The organism is Aurantiacibacter sp. KMU-128, from assembly GCF_056933515.1.
In genome coordinates, this window is the sequence record NZ_JBXORT010000001.1 from 2,365,324 (window position 1) to 2,380,965 (window position 15,642).

Sequence of the window (15,642 nt, forward strand, 5' to 3'; positions counted from 1 at the left end):
GGACGGCGCACGGCAGTGCAACAGCGTCAGCCTGCGCGCAGCATCCCTGCAAACCGGTCAAACACCGTTTCGTGGAGCGGCTGCTCGAAAGCGAGCCCTGCGCGCCCGTCCTCGCGCCACACCAGCTCCGCCGGTTGCGCGCTTAGACCGGGCAGCGTCACCAGCACGCGGTCTCCCGGTTCCACGGTCCAGCCCTGCGCTTCGACCATGGCCCCGCCAATCGACAGGTCGAGCACTTGCAGATCGGCGCTCATCCCGCGCCGCGTGCGGCACCGGACGCGCAAGGTCTGCTTTTCCCCGACTGCGAGCGAAACCATGGACTGCCTTTCGATTACCGCCCCGCTGTGGCGGGAGGTGACGGGAAGAATATGCCTCGCACAGGTTGCAAAGCCGTTTACCCGCTCTTCACCAGAAGCGCTAAGCCATTGCTCAAAAGATGCGTTAAGGCGGTGCTAGGGATGTTTCTGCGCTGCGGCGCACGAAGGGCATTGCACCTTCGCCCCGCCTGCGTTAGGTGGCGCGCCTTCTGGCCCGATGGCGGAATGGTGACGCAGCGGATTGCAAATCCGAAGACGCCGGTTCGATTCCGGCTCGGGCCTCCAAACTTCCCGGCAATGGGAATGTGCCGCTTTAGCTCAGTTGGTAGAGCACATCATTCGTAATGATGGGGTCACGTGTTCGAGTCACGTAAGCGGCACCACCACCCGAACCGCCAAGCGCGTGCCTTCGCGCCTAGAGCCAGCGCCTGACGCGGGCCTTATAGGCAGTGTATTGCGCGCCGAAGATCTCCTCCAGCCGCGCCTCTTCGGGCTTGATCTGGAATGTCGTGATATAGGCGACGAAAGCGACCAGCACGAACAGGTTTAGCGGAGAGCCGAACCACACCGCTATGCCGGTCAGCACCAATAGCATTCCCAGATACATCGGATTGCGCGTGATGCGGTATAGCCCGCCTGTCACAAGGCTTGAGGCCTTCTCGGGCGCGAGCGGGGTCACAGTGGTGCGCGCTTTCACGAAGGCTGCGACCGAGACGAGATCGATCGCCAGCCCTGCCCCACCCAGCACGTAAGCAAGCGGCCGACGGAAGGGGAAGTCGAACACGAGCTGCGGGAACCATGATGCAATGCCCCACATCAGCAGGGCGCAAGTCAGCGCAACCAGCGGCGGGGGCACAAGCAGTTTCATCTCACGCCTTCAACCAGAAGCGGATCACCATCGCAACCGCTCCCAGAAACGTGACACTCGCCAGCCAGATCGCCGCCATCCATGCGAGGCGCTGCCACAGCGGCTTCTCTGGCTCTTTTTCCGGTGGAGCGAGCATTTTATCGCGCTACCGCTTCGCTGCTTGAGCGCAGAGTGCCTTTTCGCGCTACCGCTTCGCTGCTTGAGCGCATTAGTGATACCCCTCGTCGCCAACCTTGCCGCGAAACACCCAATAGGCCCAGGCGGTGTAGCCTATAATCAGCGGCATGGTGATCGCCACGCCCACCAGCATGAAAATCTGGCTGCGCTCGGGCGCGGCTGCGTCCCAGATCGTCAGGCCCGGCGGCACCACATAGGGCCACATCGTCACACCCAGCCCCGCCATACCGAGGAAGAACAGCGCCAAGGCGAGCCAGAACGGCTTGCTGTTGCGCTCCTTGCGGATCGCACCGATCATCGAGAATGCGATAATGCCGGTCAACACCGGCACTGGAGCGGCGAAATAGATTTCGGGAGCAGTCAGCCAGCGCGCAGCGTATTCGGCATTGAGGGCGATATTGTAGAGGCTGACCGCGCCCATCAGCACAATCGTCGCCAGTGCCGCGCGAAAGGCGAGGCTGCGGGCGTGCGCCTGCCCTTCCCCGTCGAGCTTCCAGATCAGCCACGTGCTGCCCAGCAGCGCATATCCGGCGACCACACCCAGCCCGCATAGCAGCGTGTAAGGCGTCAACCAGTCGAACCAGCTTCCGGCATAGGCGCGATCGACCACCTCTATCCCCTGCAGCAGCGCGCCCAGAATCATCCCCTGCGCCATCGCTGCCACCAGCGATCCGCCACTGAACGCCGCATCCCAAAAGCGCCGGTGTGCCGGATCGCGCCAACGGTATTCGAAAGCCACGCCGCGAAAGACGAGGCCGAGCAGCATGGCGATAATGAGCGGATAGGTGGCGGGCAGGATCACCGCATAGGCCAGCGGAAAGGCCGCGAACAGGCCGCCGCCGCCCAGCACCAGCCAGGTCTCGTTCCCGTCCCACACAGGCGCGATGGAGTTCATCGCCCGGTCCCGCTCGCGCCCTACCTCGAAAGTGGGGAAGAGAATGCCGATGCCCAGATCGAACCCGTCCATCACCACATAGGCGAACACGGCAAAGGCGATGATGAAAGCCCAGATGACGGTGAGATCCATCACACATCCTCCTTTTGCGTGGGCAGGGTTTCGGCATGGCCCGGATTTTGTGTCGGCCCCGGTGTAATCCCGGCGGTGCGGATCGGCCCGGTATCGCCGCGCTTCGCGCCCAGCTCTCCGCTATGCGGAGCTTTGCTCATCAGCCGCAATATATACCACACGCCGATGCCGAAGACGGTAAAATAGACGAGGACGAACGCCAGCAGCGATGCCGCCACGGCAGGCGCCGCAAGCGGACTGGCAGCATCGGCGGTGCGCAGTAGGCCATAGATCACGTAAGGCTGGCGCCCCACTTCGGTGGTGATCCATCCCGCAAGCACGGCGACAAAGCCCGATGGTGCCATCAGCACGGAAGCGCGGTGCAGCCATGGCATATCATAGAGGCGTTTGCGGAACCGGCCATATAGGCTCCACAGCCCGATACCGAGCATGGCGAACCCTATCCCGACCATGATGCGGAACGACCAGAAGACCATGCCGACAGGCGGCTCCTCGTCATCGGGAATGGTGTCTAGCCCGGCGAGCGGGGCGTCGAGATCATGCTTGAGGATCAGCGAGGAGAGCTTGGGAATCTCCACCGCGTAATGCACCGTCTTTTCCTCGCTGTCGGGAATGCCGAACAGGATCAGCGGCGCGCCATCGGGGTGGCTTTCGAAATGGCCTTCCATCGCCATCACCTTGGCAGGTTGGTGCTCCAGCGTATTGAGGCCGTGCAGATCGCCCGCGAAGATTTGCAGCGGGGTGACGATAGCGGCCATCCACATCGCCATGGAAAACATTTTGCGCGCGTGCGGGTTCGCCTTGTTCTTCAGCAAATGCCACGCACCCACCCCGCCAACCACAAAGGCCGTGGTGAGATACGCCGCCATTACCGTATGGACGAGGCGGTAGGGGAAGCTGGGATTGAAGACGATGTCCCACCAGCTGTCGCCCGGCAGGAATTGCCCGTTCGCCCCCATTTCAAAGCCCGTGGGCGTTTGCATCCAGCTGTTCACCGAGAGGATCCAGAAGGCCGAAACGAATGTGCCGAAGGCGACCATGCAGGTGGCGAAGAAGTGCAGCTTCTTGCCCACCTTGTTCATCCCGAACAGCATCACCCCAAGGAATCCGGCCTCGAGGAAAAAGGCGGTGAGCACTTCATAGGCCATCAGCGGCCCGATCACCGGCCCCGCGACATCGGAGAACACCGACCAGTTGGTGCCGAACTGGTAACTCATCACGATGCCGGAGACGACGCCCATGGCAAAGGCGATGGCGAAGATTTTGAGCCAGTATTTGAACAGGTCGAGATAGACTGCCTTGCCGGTCTTCAGCCAAAGCCCTTCCAGCACAGCGAGATAGCTGGCGAGCCCGATAGAGAAGGCGGGAAAGAAGAAGTGGAAGCTCACCGTAAAGGCGAACTGGATGCGCGCGAGCAGCAAAGCGTCGAAATGTTCGAACATGGCGAACCTCTTACCAGATTAGCGGATCAACCGGCTTGCATTTCCTGCATCAACTGTGCCGAAAATTTCAGATCATCCCGCGCGCCATATAATGGTCCACGGGGTCGGGCGGCTCACCCGTATCGAGCGACAATTCGGCAAAGGCGCGGTCTTGCGATAGGTAGACCTTGCCATTCAGCTCTTCGACGAAATGGGTGCGTTGCAGGCGGTCCATCACCGGGCCTTTGACTTCGGACAGGTGCAGCCCGATCCCGCCATCGCCGAGGCGATGGTTGATCGCTTCAAGGCTTTCCAGACCCGACGCATCCACCTCGTTCACCGCGCTGCACATCAGGATCACGTGGCGCACGGCGGGACGGTCGGCGACCTGTTCCAGCACATATTCCTCCAGCCAGCGCGCATTGAGATAGGTCAGCGCCTCGTCAATGCGGATCGAGAGGACGTGCGGGACGGTGAGCACCTTGTGCCGCTCGACATTGCGGAAATGTTCGGTCTCCGGCACGCGCCCGACAATCGCCGCGTGCGGGCGGCTGGCACGCCAGAGATAAAGCAGCAGGCCGACCGCAACCCCGGCGATTACGCCCATTTCGACACCCGCCAGCAGGGTGATGCCGATGGTCGCTATATGCGCGGCAAAGTCGGCCTTGGAATATCGCCATAGCCGCCCCGGCGTCTTCAGATCGACAAGGCTCAGCACAGCAACGATGATCGTCGCCGCCAGCGTTGCAATCGGCAGGCTGTATAGCAGCGGAGTAAGGAACAGCGTGGCGAGCGCGATGCCGACGGCGGTGTAGGCTCCGGCAGCAGGCGTCTGCGCGCCCGCATCGAAATTCACCGCCGAACGGGCAAAGCCGCCGGTCACCGGATAGCCGCCCGAAAAGGCGCTGGCGATGTTCGCCGCGCCAAGGCCGATCAGTTCCTGATCGGGCGAAATGCGCTGGCGGCGTTTGGCGGCGAGCGTCTGCGCGACCGAAACGCTCTCAACAAAACCGATAATCGAAATAAGCAGCGCGGGCACCCACAGCTTTTCGATCAGCGACAGGTCGGTACTGGGTAGAGCGAAGGGCGGCAGACCTTGCGGGATAGCGCCCACCAAATTGACGCCCTTTTCCTCCAGGCCGAAGGCGAGCACGGCAAGGATCGTCAGCGCGACAGCGACCACCGGCCCCGCCTTGGCGGTCATATCCGCCGCGCGCTCTTTCAGGCCCAGCCTCTGCAAGGCAGGCTTGCCGCCCTTGCGCACCCAGAACAGGAACAGTGTCGCTGGAATGCCGATGGCGAGCGTCACGAGATTGGTCTCGCCAATCGCGCTCGCCAGCGAGCCGAGCATTGCGGGCCAATTGTCGCCGCCCGCCTGGATGCCGAGAATGTGCTTCACCTGGCTCGTCGCGATCAGCACGCCCGATGCGGTGATGAAACCGCTGATGACGGGGTGCGAGAGCAGATTGGCGAGGAAGCCAGCCCGCAGCAGGCCCAGCACCGCGAGCATCACACCCGAGAGCATTGCCAGCGTAATCGCCGCTTCGAGATATTCCGCGGTGCCCTGCGCCGCGACGCTACCGGCAGCCGAGGCGGTCATCAGCGAGATCACGGCCACCGGCCCCACCGCCAGTGTGCGGCTCGTCCCGAACACGGCGTAGAGCACCAGCGGCAGGATCGAGGCATAGAGGCCCACCACCGGCGGCAATCCCGCCAGCAAGGCATAGGCAAGGCTTTGCGGGATGAGCATGATGGTGACGATCACCGCCGCCATCAGATCGTCGGTCAGGACGCCGCGATTATATGTCCGGCCCCATTCAAGAATGGGAAAGAAGCGCGAAAGCATCCTGCCTGCCCCGTTCCAGCGCCTATTGCGCGATCATATTGCCCGGCCCTGCCAGCCACTCGCGGCCCTTGAGCATACCGTTCCAGTAAATCCACGGCAGCGCATCGGCCTTGAGCATCCATGACAGGCGCTGCGGCTTGGTGCCATCGATAATCCATTCGGGGAAACTCGGCATCAGCTTGCCGCCATAGCCGAATTCTGCGAGCACGATCTTGCCGCGCTCTACGGTGAGCGGGCACGAGCCATAGCCGTCATAGCCCGCCTTGGGGCCGCGCCCGCCAAGCTGCTGCAGCACATTCACCGCGACCACCGGCGCCTGCTTGCGCGCGGCGGCGGCGGTTTTCGCATTGGGCATCGCGCCGCCATCGCCCAGCCCGAAGACATTGGGATAGCGCACGTGCTGCAAAGTATGCTGGTCGACATCGGTAAAGCCGCTTTCGGCGGCAAGCGGGCTGTCGGCGAGGAATTGCGGCGCGACCTGCGGCGGGACGACATGGATCATGTCGAAACTGCGGGCGACTTCGCCATCGGCAGTCTTGAAGACTGCGCTCTTCGCCGCGCCATCCACGGCCACCAGCGTGTTCTCCAGCTGCAGATTGATGCCGTATTTCTCGACATAGGACATCAGCGCTGGGACATAATCGGCAACGCCGAACAGCACCGCGCCCGCATTGGCAAATTCCACCTCGATATCGCCGAGCACGCCCGCGCGGTTCCAATGGTCGCAGGAGAGATACATCGCCTTTTGCGGCGCGCCCGCACATTTGATCGGCATGGGCGGCTGGGTGAAAATGGCGCGGCCCTGCTTCAGTTTCTGCACAAGTTCCCATGTGTAGGGTGCAAGGTCGTAGCGGTAATTCGAGGTAACGCCGTTCTTGCCGAGGGTTGTTTCCAGACCGTCGATCTTCTCCCACGCAAGGCGTATCCCGGGCGCGACAACCAGCGCATCATAGGTCACCGTCGCACCGCCTTCCAAAGTCACCTGATTGTTGTCCGGCTGGAAGCCTTTCGCCGCTTCCCTGATCCAGGTGACGCCTTTGGGAATGACGCTTGCCATGCTGCGGCGGGTGGTTGCGATATCGAAGATGCCACCGCCCACCATTGTCCAGCCGGGCTGATAGGCGTGCGTTTCCGCCGGATCGATGATCGCGATATCGAGGCCGGGGCGGCGCTTCAGCAGCGAGGCTGCGGTGGCGACACCAGCAGCGCCGCCGCCGACAATCACGACGGTATGGGTGTTGGGCATTCTCTATCTCCGGCGGGTTCAGGCGAGTTGTTCGCGCATATGGGTAAGGTCGTATCCGGCATTGGCAGCGCGTTCGATCCGTGCCTCCGCGCCCAGCCCGTCCGGATTGGCGAGCGTATCGAGCGTGATCGAGCGCGTGCCGGTGCGGCAATAGGCCAGCACCGGCCCGTCTGCGGACTCCCGCACGGATCGAAACGCAGCGACTGCTTCGTCGGGAACGGCGCCGCCCGATACGGGGATATGATGGAAGGCGAGCCCATGCGCCTTGGCCGCCGCCGCGATTTCCGCGACGCTTGGCTGGTCGCATTCCTCGCCGTCAGGGCGATTGCACACCAGAGTGGCGAAGCCCTGCGCAGCGATTGCGGCGACCTCTTCGGGCAGGATTTGCGGTGCGACCGCGAAGGTCTCGGTAACGCGGCGGATTTCCATTACGCATCCTTCTCGAAAAGCCGCACCACCAGCATTCCGGCGAGCATGGCGGCGACAAAGATCGCTGCCGAGAGTGGCTCGATCACCAGCGCGGCAATACCGGGGCCGGGGCACAGGCCAGCCACGCCCCAACCGATGCCGAACAGCGCCGAACCGCCGATCAGCTTGGGCGTCAGATCGGTGCGGTCGGGAATGGCGAATTTGAGGCCAAACAGCGGATGCGCCATGCGCGGCTGGATGCGCCAGGCAATCGCCATCACCAGTACCGCGCCGCCCATGACGAAAGCGAGCGTCGGATCCCAATTGCCGAACAGGTCGAGAAATCCGCGAACGCGCGCCGGATCGGTCATCCCGCCCAGCGCAAGGCCCGCGCCGAACAGGCTGCCCGACAGCAGCGGCGGAAGATATTGCTTGATCATGGCAGCACCACGATGCCTGCGGCATTCATCACCGCGACGGTGGCAATGCCGGTCGCCATGAAAGTGATCGTTGCAACAAGCGAGCGCGCCGACAGACGGCTCACCCCGCACACGCCGTGCCCGCTGGTGCATCCGCTGCCCAGCCGCGTGCCGATGCCGACGAGCAGGCCGGCGATGCCGAGCACGAGCGGGCTGGCGAAACTCGCCTCCAGCCCGCCAGTCAACATGGCGACGACAAACGCGCCGAGCGGCAGGCCAAGGAGGAACATCCACGCGCTCGAAAGCGACATCCCGCTATCGCTGATGCCGGTCGCGCGGGCGGTGATGCCGGAAACACCGGCAATCCGTCCCGCGCCCAGCAGCATCAGCGCCGCCGCCAGACCGATCAGCACGCCGCCGATAAGCCCCTCAAGCGGGGCCGCGTCAGGAAATCCGGGCAGCATCATACGGCGTTCACCGGGATCTTGAGGTAGCGGATGCCGTTGTCCTCGGGGTCGGGCAGATGCCCGCCGCGGATATTCACCTGCACTGAGGGCATGATGAGCGTGGGCATGGCCAAAGTCGCGTCACGCGTCGTGCGCATCGCATAGAATTCGTCCTCGCTCACCCCGTCGCGCACATGGACATTGCCGTCGCGCTGCGCCTTGACCGTGGTTTCCCAAGCATAGGTATCGCGGCCCGGCGCCTTGTAATCGTGGCACATGAACAGCCGCGTATCGTCGGGCAGTTCGAGCAGGCGGTGGATCGAGCGGAACAGTTGCCGCGCGTCGCCGCCCGGGAAGTCTGCACGCGCCGTGCCGAAATCGGGCATGAAGATGGTGTCGCCCACAAAGGCCGCATCGCCGATAATGAAGGCCATATCAGCGGGCGTGTGGCCGGGCACGTGGAGCGCGATGCCCTCGATCGAACCGAGGTGGAACGTCTCGCCATCGCTGAACAGGTGATCGAATTGGGAGCCGTCGCGTTCGAACTCGGTGCCGGCATTGAACAGTTTGCCGAACACTTCCTGCACCCGCACAATCTGCGCGCCGATGGCAAGATTGCCGCCGAGCTTTTCCTGCAGATAGGGCGCTGCCGAGAGGTGATCGGCATGGGCGTGCGTCTCGATCAGCCACGTCACTTTCAGATTCTGCGAAGTGACATAGGCAATAATCGCGTCCGCCGAAGCGAAGGACGTCCGCCCCGCTGCCGGATCATAATCGAGCACCGAGTCGATAATCGCCGCCTCCAGCGTCGCCGGATCGTGCACGACGTAGCTTGCGGTAAAGGTCGCCTCGTCAAAGAAGGCCTTCACCTCCGGACGCAGAGCCGCTTCGGCCAATGCGCGGTCAACCTGCTGCGATGCTGCTTCCAGCGCAGAATCACTCTCAGTCATTTCAATACTCCAATTAAATTACATAAAGTATGTATATGTCTTGCAATCAGCGAGTCAAGTGGTAAGACTTCTCGCATGGACGAAACCACCGCCTCATCCCCTCCGCCCTGCTCGGGCCTCCGCATCGGTGACACGCCGCCCGATTTCGAGGCGCGCAGCACTTTGGGGCCAGTCAAGCTCTCGACCTATCGCGGGCGGTGGCTAATCCTGTTCTCGCATCCGGCGGACTTTACCCCCGTCTGCACCACCGAATTTGTCGAGCTGACGCGCGAGGCGCACAGTTTCGAAGCACGTGACTGCGCATTGATGGCGCTCTCGGTCGACAGCCTGTTTTCGCATTTCGCGTGGCTGCGGCTGATCAAGCAGCGATTTGATATCGAAGTGCGCTTCCCAATCGTCGAAGACCCTACTCTGGTGATCGGGCGCGCTTTCGGCATGGTCGCCCCGCAGGACAATGACAGCGCAACGGTGCGAACCACCTTCTTCATCGATCCTGCAGGCGTGATCCGCGCGATGACCTGCTATCCCGCCAATGTCGGACGTTCGATCCCCGAAATGCTCCGCACGCTCGACGCCTTGCAGGCAATTGACGCGCAGAGCGGGCTCGCTCCCGCCAATTGGCAGCCTGGCGATGCACTGCTGCAATCGCCCACGCATGATATCGACGATGTTTACGCCGCCGACAGCGAAACCGGATGGTTCCTGCGCGAAATGCCGCGGAAGGGCGCGAAATGAGCGACGACGTGATCGAAGAACTGAAAGCCCTAGCCCATCCGTTGCGCTTCCGCATTCTCGAAGTGCTGCGCGGCGGCGAACGCAATGTCGGCGAAATCGAGGAAGCAGCACAGATCGGCCAGCCTGCACTTTCGCAACAACTGGGTGTGCTGCGCAAAGCGGGGCTGGTGGAAACGCGCAAACAGGCAAAGCTTGTCTATTACCGGCTGGAGGAAGCCCAGATCGCCGCGCTGGCCGATCGGATAGAAGGCCTCCTCGGCCCCGATCGCCAGACCGTATCGGCGGCCCGCACGCCCTCGCCCGGCGCGGCCAATTTCGCGCGGCTTACCTGAAGGCAGTTTAGCGGCTGGCGAACCAATCGCGCAGACGCTGCTGTGCGGCCTCGTCAAGATGCAGGCCCAGCTTGCTGCGCCTCCAGAGGACATCATCGGCACCGCTTACGAACTCTTCTGCCACCAGATAATCCAGCTCCGCTGCATACAGATCGCCACCGATATGCTGGCCAAGATCGTTCAAACCCTGCGCCTTGCCCAGAATGCGCTCCATCCGCGTGCCATATGCACGCGCCAGCCGCAGCACGCCTGCCTCGGGGAACCACGGGAAGGCCGCGCACATATCATCGACAAAGGCATCGAAATGCGCCGGATCGATATCACCGCCTGGCAGCGGGCGGCTGGCTGTCCAGCTGTCACCGCCCGAAAGGCCCATCTTCTCCAGCGCGTGTTCGGCCAGCTTGCGGTAGGTCGTAATCTTGCCGCCAAAGATAGAGAGGATCGGCGCACCGCCATCTTCGTCCAGCGCGAAGACATAATCGCGGGTGACAGTAGAATTGTCGGCTGACTTGTCGTCATAGAGCGGACGCACGCCCGAATAGCTCCACACCGCCTGCGCCGGCGTTACGTCGGTTGCGAGATATTCGTTGATGGCATCGCAAATATAGCGCGCCTCCTCGTCGGAAATCGTGATCCCCGCCGGATCGCCCTCGAAACCGACATCGGTGGTGCCGACCAGCGTGAATTCGCGCTCGTAGGGGATAGCGAAGATGATGCGGTTGTCGCTGTTCTGGAAGATGTAGGCGTGCCCGCCTTGGTAGAGGCGCGGGAATATCAGATGGCTGCCTTTGACCAGCCGGACGTTGTCGGCGGGCTGGTCAGGGTTGGAGCGGTTCAGCACCCGGTCCACCCACGGCCCGGCGGCGTTCACGACCTTGCGCGCCGTCACTCTGCTCTGGCCGTCGGCGCTTTCCAGCGTTGCCACCCAGTGATCGGCATGGCGTTCCAGCCCGGTGCATTTGGTGTGGGTGCGGATCTCGGCCCCGCGCTCCTTCGCGTCCATGCAATTGAGCACGACCAGCCGCGCATCCTCCACCCAGCAGTCCGAATATTCGAAACCCTGCGTCAATCGTGCTTCGAGCACGTCCCGGTGCGGCGGGGCGCGCAGATCGACCGAGCGGGTCGGCGGCAGTAGCTTACGACCGCCCAGATTGTCGTAAAGGAACAGCCCCAGCCGCAACATCCATTTGGGCCGCAGCCCTGCATCATGCGGCAGCACGAAGCGCAGCGGCCAAATGATATGCGGCGCCATGGCAAGCAGCCGCTCACGCTCTATCAGGCTCTCGCGCACCAGGCGGAATTCGTAATGTTCGAGATAGCGCAGGCCGCCATGCACCAGCTTGGTGCTGGAGGAAGATGTGTGCTGCGCCAGATCATCCTTTTCGACCAACAGAACCTTGAGCCCGCGCCCCGCCGCGTCGCGGGCAATGCCCGAACCGTTAATGCCTCCGCCGATAATCAGCAGATCGAACTGCGGAGCGTCTTGCTGCGATTCTGCCGATGGCGTGGTCATGGTTTGCGCGGTGCCAAGTCGGCGCGCATTACGCAAGCACCGTATGCGGGTGCAGCTCCACAACCTGCCCTGCAAGCCGCGCGACTTCGTCCGCCGAGTGGCTGACCAGCAGGATCGGAATGTCCAATTCATCGCGGATACGCTCGATCAAGCCGGCAAGCGCTTCAGCGCGCAGCGAGTCGAGCGCGGCGAAGGGTTCGTCGAGCAACAGAAAGCGCGGGCCGCTCAGCAAGGCACGGCCAATCGCCACCCGCCGCGCCTCGCCGCCCGACAGATTGGCAGGCCAGCGCGTGAGTAGATCGCCGATTTCGAGCAGCGCGACGACTTCGTCCTGAGTGATCCAGCGATCCTGCGGCGCGGCAAAGCGCGTACCATAGGCCAGATTGGCGGCAACGCGATAATGCGGAAACAGGCGGGTGTCCTGAAAGACATAGCCCGTCCGGCGGCGCTCGGGCGGAAGGTTCACGTCCGCCGCCGCGTCGAACAGCGTCGTCCCCGCCACACGGATGTGTCCGGCAAGCGGTGTGGCCAGCCCTGCCACGGCGTTGAGCACGCTGGTTTTGCCCGCCCCCGAAGGGCCGACCAGCGCGGTGAGTTTCGCATCGGAGACAATGCGGCAAACGATCTCGCGCCCGCCCGGCGCAAGGATAATGTCGATATTGATACGATGGGTCATAGCACGTGTGCATCCTTACCCTGCGCGCGCCGCACCAGCCATTCGGACAGCACCAGCGCGCCCATCGAGAGGATGATCGACATCACCGCCAGCCGCGCCACCGCGTCCTCGTTCCCCGGCACTTGCAGCCCGGAATAGATCGCCAGCGGCAGCGTGCGGGTCTGCCCTTCGATATTGGCGGCAAAAGTGATCGTCGCGCCGAATTCGCCTAGCGAACGGGCAAAGCCGAGCATGGCTCCGGCAGCGATACCCGGCAGGCTTAGCGGCAAAGTCACAGTCAAAAATGACTGCCAGCGCGTTGCACCCAGCGTCCGCGCTGCGCCGACCAGCTTGCGGTCAACCGCTTCAATGCTCAGTCGGATAGCGCGAACCATCAGCGGCAGGGCCATCACCGCTGCGGCGAGCGCGGCTCCGCTCCAATGAAACACCAGCGCCACGCCGAATGCCTCGTAGAGCCAGCTCCCGAACACACCGTTGCGGCCGAACACGATCAGCAACAGCCATCCGGTAACGACCGGCGGCAGCACCAGCGGCAAATGCACCGCCGCATCAAGCAGCACCCGCCCGGGAAAGCGCCGCCGAGCGAGCAGATAGGCGAGACCATACGCGATTGGCAGCGTTGCTAGCATAGCAACGAGACTGACATGTAGCGAAAGCGCGATCACCGCCCATTCGGCTTCGCTCATAATGCCCCGCCTTCCGCCGGTCCGAAGCCGTGCTGGCGCAGCAATGCAGAGACCTCTGAAGAGCGCAGGAAGCGGTAAAGCGCCTCACCCTCGCCGTGGGTCGATCCACGCAAACGGGCCAACGGATAGGTGATCGGCCCGCCCTCAATGTCGCTCCAGCTCTGTACGATGGCAAGGCTACCAGAGCCGCCGATCATATCGCTGCCATAGACAAAAGCGAAATCCGCCTCCCCCCGCTCCACCAGAGCCAGCGCCGCGCGGACATTCTCGGTGGAGACAATGCGGGCGGCCAGCGCGTCCCATTGACCTCCCGCCACCAGCACGGCCTTGGCATAGCGACCTGCAGGCACGCTGTCGGGATCGCCCATCGCAATGCGGGCTTGGCGATCGGTCAGCTCCATATCCGGCGGTGCATGGCCACTGCGCACCAACACCAAGCGGTTGGTGCCAAGCACTGCGCGCGAACTCTCCAGCAGGAGGCTTTGTTCGTGCAGCCAATCCATCCATTCGTTATCGGCGGTGATGATGATATCCGCCGGCGCGCCCTCGGCCGCTTGCCGCGCGATGGCGGGCGTTCCGGCAATGCTAAGCACTGGGCGCGGATGTCCCTGTGCTTCCCACGCATCGGCCACACCCTCCATAGCTTCCTGCATGCTCGCAGGCGCAAGTATCACGGGACCACGTTCTACAGCAGGGGTACAAGAGGACAGCAGCACCGTGGCGCAAACGCACATCAGCCGCCAGAGATGTACGAACCGCGCCATAGGCTGCCGCTCTAATCTGCGGCGGCCTGGTCGTCCAGCGGATCAGGAATTGGGGGCAGTCGGCTTGGCCGCGCGGATTGCGAATTCGCTGCGCTGGCGCACCGGAATGCGCAACACGCAGCGCACGCCCGCGGGATCGAAATCGAGCTCGACCGGATGCCGCAACTCGTGCGCGACAATGCGTTCGATCAGATCGGTACCAAAGCCCCGGCTGCGTTCCTGCGGAACCGGCGGCCCGCCACGCTCTCGCCATTCCACCTGTACCAGATTGTCTGCCAGCGCGTGCCAGATGACGCTAACCTTGCCCGCGTCCGTGCTGAGGGCACCGTATTTGGCGGCATTGGTGGCAAGCTCGTGCACGGCGAGGCCAAGCGACAGCGCATCATTGGGTGCCAGATCGACCTCTGGCCCACCCATTTCCACCTTCTGGTCTTCACCGAAATTGTAAGGCAACAGTTCGGCCCGGATCACCGCGCCGACCGGGGTTGCACCCCAGTCGGACTGAGTGAGCAGATCATGCGTGGCAGAAAGCGCGCGGATGCGTCCGTCCAGACCCTTTGCAAACTCTTCCAGGTTGTTTGCGCGGCGCTTGGTCAGCGCGATGATCGACAGCACGTTGGCGAGCGTGTTCTTGACCCGGTGATTGAGTTCGCGCGTCAGGGTGTTGCGGATAGAGGCCTGTTCCTCGAACCGCTTGAGCGACTCCTCGTCCTCCTGCGCCTGCTGCGTGAGCATCCGCAACAACAGCATCAGCAGCACGCCCACCAACAGTCCAAAAACCAGCGTAACAACGCTAAGTCGGGTCAAACCCGCCGTCCCGCGTGCGCTGAGCACCAGAACCGATGGATTGTTGGCGATGGTCACCGTCTGCCGCACTTCGCGCAGCACCGTTCCCTGTGCCGGCAATGTGCTGGCCAACAGGCTCGCCTCGCCCGGAGCTCCGTCGAACAATTGCACGCCATAAGCGCCTGCATCTTCCAGCTCGAGCGCGCTTTGGAGGAAATCATTGGCGTTAAATGGGCTGTAGATAAAGCCTTTGAGCTCCCGGTCCCCCGCTGCGTTCACAAACACGGGCATATAGATCAGGAATCCCGGCTCGGGCTCGCCGCCTTCCTGCAACAAGACGATCTTCTCCGACGCGGTGGGACGCGACGTGCGCCAGGCCTCATCCATCGCGGCGCGGCGCACCGGTTCGGAATACATATTGTAACCGAGCGCGCGGCGATTGCGCTCCGTGTCGGGCTGCAAAAAGGTAACCGGCGTCGCAAAGCGCGCGTCACCTTGCGGAACCGGATTAAGCGCGTAACGAACCGGCCCTGCCCGTGCGGCGAAGGCATTATACGCCTCGACCTCTTCGGGCCGCACGACCGGCGCCCAGCCGATCCCTTCGGTACCGCGATAATCGGCATCCAGCCGCAATTCGGAGACGAAACGGCGGAAATCGTCAGCAGGGACATCATCCATCGTCGCCAGCAGAGCAGCTCCGGCGCGCAAATAGGCACTGCTCGCATTCGCACGGCGCTCCAGTGCGGCAGTGATAGCGGTCGCGCGGGCCGAAAGTTGCGCCATATCCCGCTGCGCTTGCCCAAGCTCGATGGCATAAATGCTCACCAGCGTAATCAGCGAAACGAGGCTGAAGACAGCCGCAGGCAAGGCGCGCGGCCAGCGCAGTAGCCACCGCCTCGTCCTGCTCCGTTTCGCGACTGGCTGTAGCAATGTGGCCCTTTCCCTAGCCTGCCGACCGGGCAGGAAAGCGGTGCGGCAGCATTATCCGGCATTGCCGAAAGACATGAAAACAATAAGCGGGGAAC

General features: G+C 63.0%; 18 protein-coding genes and 2 tRNA genes. 4 read left to right on the top strand and 16 right to left on the bottom strand.

The window, feature by feature from the left end; genetic code table 11:
* Positions 1-26 precede the first annotated feature (26 nt).
* On the bottom strand, positions 27-317 hold the full coding sequence (locus ACS0VV_RS11525; RefSeq protein WP_483532842.1) for a PilZ domain-containing protein: 291 nt from the start codon (positions 315-317) through the stop codon (positions 27-29).
* A 211-nt stretch (positions 318-528) separates the two neighbouring features.
* On the opposite strand from ACS0VV_RS11525, the gene ACS0VV_RS11530 reads away from it, so the two are divergent.
* Together ACS0VV_RS11530 and ACS0VV_RS11535 are read left to right on the top strand one after the other, a co-directional pair.
* Positions 529-602 (top strand) — tRNA-Cys (locus ACS0VV_RS11530).
* Positions 603-624: 22 nt separating this feature from the next.
* Positions 625-700, top strand: a tRNA-Thr gene (locus ACS0VV_RS11535).
* Between the two features lie 32 nt (positions 701-732).
* Here ACS0VV_RS11535 and ACS0VV_RS11540 read toward each other — a convergent pair.
* The 10 genes from ACS0VV_RS11540 to ACS0VV_RS11585 form a co-directional block, all read right to left on the bottom strand.
* A complete protein-coding gene (locus ACS0VV_RS11540) occupies positions 733-1,185 on the bottom strand; it encodes a methyltransferase family protein (protein ID WP_483532843.1) in 453 nt (150 codons plus the stop codon).
* 1 nt (position 1,186) lies between these two features.
* Positions 1,187-1,321, bottom strand: a complete 135-nt coding sequence (locus ACS0VV_RS11545; RefSeq protein ID WP_483532844.1) for a DUF2474 domain-containing protein — start codon at positions 1,319-1,321, stop codon at positions 1,187-1,189.
* Positions 1,322-1,393: 72 nt separating this feature from the next.
* Entirely contained in the window at positions 1,394-2,389 is a 996-nt protein-coding gene (gene cydB / locus ACS0VV_RS11550) for a cytochrome d ubiquinol oxidase subunit II (RefSeq protein ID WP_483532845.1), read from the bottom strand.
* The gene (locus tag ACS0VV_RS11555; RefSeq protein ID WP_483532846.1) at positions 2,389-3,831 is read right to left on the bottom strand and encodes a cytochrome ubiquinol oxidase subunit I; all 1,443 of its coding nucleotides are present in this window, start codon (positions 3,829-3,831) and stop codon (positions 2,389-2,391) included. Before ACS0VV_RS11555 ends, cydB begins: the two co-directional genes overlap by 1 nt.
* Before the next feature lie 67 nt (positions 3,832-3,898).
* Complete coding sequence (locus ACS0VV_RS11560; RefSeq protein WP_483532847.1) at positions 3,899-5,656, bottom strand: SulP family inorganic anion transporter; 1,758 nt, start codon at positions 5,654-5,656, stop codon at positions 3,899-3,901.
* Between the two features lie 22 nt (positions 5,657-5,678).
* Complete coding sequence (locus tag ACS0VV_RS11565) at positions 5,679-6,902, bottom strand: NAD(P)/FAD-dependent oxidoreductase (protein ID WP_483532848.1); 1,224 nt, start codon at positions 6,900-6,902, stop codon at positions 5,679-5,681.
* Between the two features lie 18 nt (positions 6,903-6,920).
* Positions 6,921-7,331, bottom strand: coding sequence for a protein tyrosine phosphatase family protein (locus tag ACS0VV_RS11570; RefSeq protein WP_483532849.1), 411 nt, complete (start codon positions 7,329-7,331; stop codon positions 6,921-6,923).
* Positions 7,331-7,750, bottom strand: a complete 420-nt coding sequence (locus ACS0VV_RS11575) for a DUF6691 family protein (protein WP_483532850.1) — start codon at positions 7,748-7,750, stop codon at positions 7,331-7,333. Before ACS0VV_RS11575 ends, ACS0VV_RS11570 begins: the two co-directional genes overlap by 1 nt.
* Positions 7,747-8,196, bottom strand: coding sequence for a YeeE/YedE family protein (locus ACS0VV_RS11580; RefSeq protein WP_483532851.1), 450 nt, complete (start codon positions 8,194-8,196; stop codon positions 7,747-7,749). Before ACS0VV_RS11580 ends, ACS0VV_RS11575 begins: the two co-directional genes overlap by 4 nt.
* Entirely contained in the window at positions 8,193-9,125 is a 933-nt protein-coding gene (locus ACS0VV_RS11585; RefSeq protein WP_483532852.1) for an MBL fold metallo-hydrolase, read from the bottom strand. The genes ACS0VV_RS11580 and ACS0VV_RS11585 overlap by 4 nt, the downstream gene beginning before the upstream one ends.
* Before the next feature lie 75 nt (positions 9,126-9,200).
* On the opposite strand from ACS0VV_RS11585, the gene ACS0VV_RS11590 reads away from it, so the two are divergent.
* Together ACS0VV_RS11590 and ACS0VV_RS11595 are read left to right on the top strand one after the other, a co-directional pair.
* Positions 9,201-9,860: a peroxiredoxin gene (locus ACS0VV_RS11590; protein ID WP_483532853.1), complete on the top strand. Its 660-nt coding sequence runs from the start codon at positions 9,201-9,203 to the stop codon at positions 9,858-9,860.
* Positions 9,857-10,192, top strand: coding sequence for an ArsR/SmtB family transcription factor (locus ACS0VV_RS11595; RefSeq protein WP_483532854.1), 336 nt, complete (start codon positions 9,857-9,859; stop codon positions 10,190-10,192). Before ACS0VV_RS11590 ends, ACS0VV_RS11595 begins: the two co-directional genes overlap by 4 nt.
* Positions 10,193-10,199: 7 nt before the next feature.
* Here the strand turns inward: ACS0VV_RS11595 and glpD are convergent, their stop codons facing one another.
* Genes glpD through ACS0VV_RS11620 form a run of 5 tightly spaced genes read right to left on the bottom strand, consistent with a single transcriptional unit; the run spans position 10,200 to position 15,484 of the window.
* Positions 10,200-11,705 carry a glycerol-3-phosphate dehydrogenase gene (gene glpD, locus ACS0VV_RS11600; protein WP_483532855.1) on the bottom strand — a complete coding sequence of 502 codons (1,506 nt, stop codon included), beginning with the start codon at positions 11,703-11,705 and terminating at the stop codon, positions 10,200-10,202.
* 28 nt (positions 11,706-11,733) lie between these two features.
* Positions 11,734-12,381 (bottom strand): ATP-binding cassette domain-containing protein, encoded by a 648-nt coding sequence (locus ACS0VV_RS11605; protein WP_483532856.1) that lies wholly within the window; start codon positions 12,379-12,381, stop codon positions 11,734-11,736.
* Positions 12,378-13,067, bottom strand: a complete 690-nt coding sequence (gene modB / locus ACS0VV_RS11610; RefSeq protein ID WP_483532857.1) for a molybdate ABC transporter permease subunit — start codon at positions 13,065-13,067, stop codon at positions 12,378-12,380. The genes ACS0VV_RS11605 and modB overlap by 4 nt, the downstream gene beginning before the upstream one ends.
* Complete coding sequence (gene modA / locus ACS0VV_RS11615) at positions 13,064-13,831, bottom strand: molybdate ABC transporter substrate-binding protein (protein ID WP_483532858.1); 768 nt, start codon at positions 13,829-13,831, stop codon at positions 13,064-13,066. The genes modB and modA overlap by 4 nt, the downstream gene beginning before the upstream one ends.
* Positions 13,832-13,873: 42 nt before the next feature.
* Complete coding sequence (locus tag ACS0VV_RS11620; RefSeq protein ID WP_483532859.1) at positions 13,874-15,484, bottom strand: CHASE domain-containing protein; 1,611 nt, start codon at positions 15,482-15,484, stop codon at positions 13,874-13,876.
* Positions 15,485-15,642 lie beyond the last annotated feature (158 nt).

Excerpts from the sequence above, each read along its gene's own strand:
- ACS0VV_RS11580 (WP_483532851.1), bottom strand. The coding sequence starts at position 8,196 with ATGATGCTGCCCGGATTTCCTGACGCGGCCCCGCTTGAGGGGCTTATC.
- glpD (WP_483532855.1), bottom strand. The coding sequence starts at position 11,705 with ATGACCACGCCATCGGCAGAATCGCAGCAAGACGCTCCGCAGTTCGAT.
- cydB (WP_483532845.1), bottom strand. The coding sequence starts at position 2,389 with ATGGATCTCACCGTCATCTGGGCTTTCATCATCGCCTTTGCCGTGTTC.
- modB (WP_483532857.1), bottom strand. The coding sequence starts at position 13,067 with ATGAGCGAAGCCGAATGGGCGGTGATCGCGCTTTCGCTACATGTCAGT.
- ACS0VV_RS11595 (WP_483532854.1), top strand. The coding sequence starts at position 9,857 with ATGAGCGACGACGTGATCGAAGAACTGAAAGCCCTAGCCCATCCGTTG.
- ACS0VV_RS11575 (WP_483532850.1), bottom strand. The coding sequence starts at position 7,750 with ATGATCAAGCAATATCTTCCGCCGCTGCTGTCGGGCAGCCTGTTCGGC.
- ACS0VV_RS11590 (WP_483532853.1), top strand. The coding sequence starts at position 9,201 with ATGGACGAAACCACCGCCTCATCCCCTCCGCCCTGCTCGGGCCTCCGC.
- ACS0VV_RS11605 (WP_483532856.1), bottom strand. The coding sequence starts at position 12,381 with ATGACCCATCGTATCAATATCGACATTATCCTTGCGCCGGGCGGGCGC.
- ACS0VV_RS11560 (WP_483532847.1), bottom strand. The coding sequence starts at position 5,656 with ATGCTTTCGCGCTTCTTTCCCATTCTTGAATGGGGCCGGACATATAAT.
- ACS0VV_RS11570 (WP_483532849.1), bottom strand. The coding sequence starts at position 7,331 with ATGGAAATCCGCCGCGTTACCGAGACCTTCGCGGTCGCACCGCAAATC.
- ACS0VV_RS11545 (WP_483532844.1), bottom strand. The coding sequence starts at position 1,321 with ATGCTCGCTCCACCGGAAAAAGAGCCAGAGAAGCCGCTGTGGCAGCGC.
- ACS0VV_RS11565 (WP_483532848.1), bottom strand. The coding sequence starts at position 6,902 with ATGCCCAACACCCATACCGTCGTGATTGTCGGCGGCGGCGCTGCTGGT.
- ACS0VV_RS11585 (WP_483532852.1), bottom strand. The coding sequence starts at position 9,125 with ATGACTGAGAGTGATTCTGCGCTGGAAGCAGCATCGCAGCAGGTTGAC.
- ACS0VV_RS11555 (WP_483532846.1), bottom strand. The coding sequence starts at position 3,831 with ATGTTCGAACATTTCGACGCTTTGCTGCTCGCGCGCATCCAGTTCGCC.
- ACS0VV_RS11525 (WP_483532842.1), bottom strand. The coding sequence starts at position 317 with ATGGTTTCGCTCGCAGTCGGGGAAAAGCAGACCTTGCGCGTCCGGTGC.
- ACS0VV_RS11540 (WP_483532843.1), bottom strand. The coding sequence starts at position 1,185 with ATGAAACTGCTTGTGCCCCCGCCGCTGGTTGCGCTGACTTGCGCCCTG.
- modA (WP_483532858.1), bottom strand. The coding sequence starts at position 13,831 with ATGGCGCGGTTCGTACATCTCTGGCGGCTGATGTGCGTTTGCGCCACG.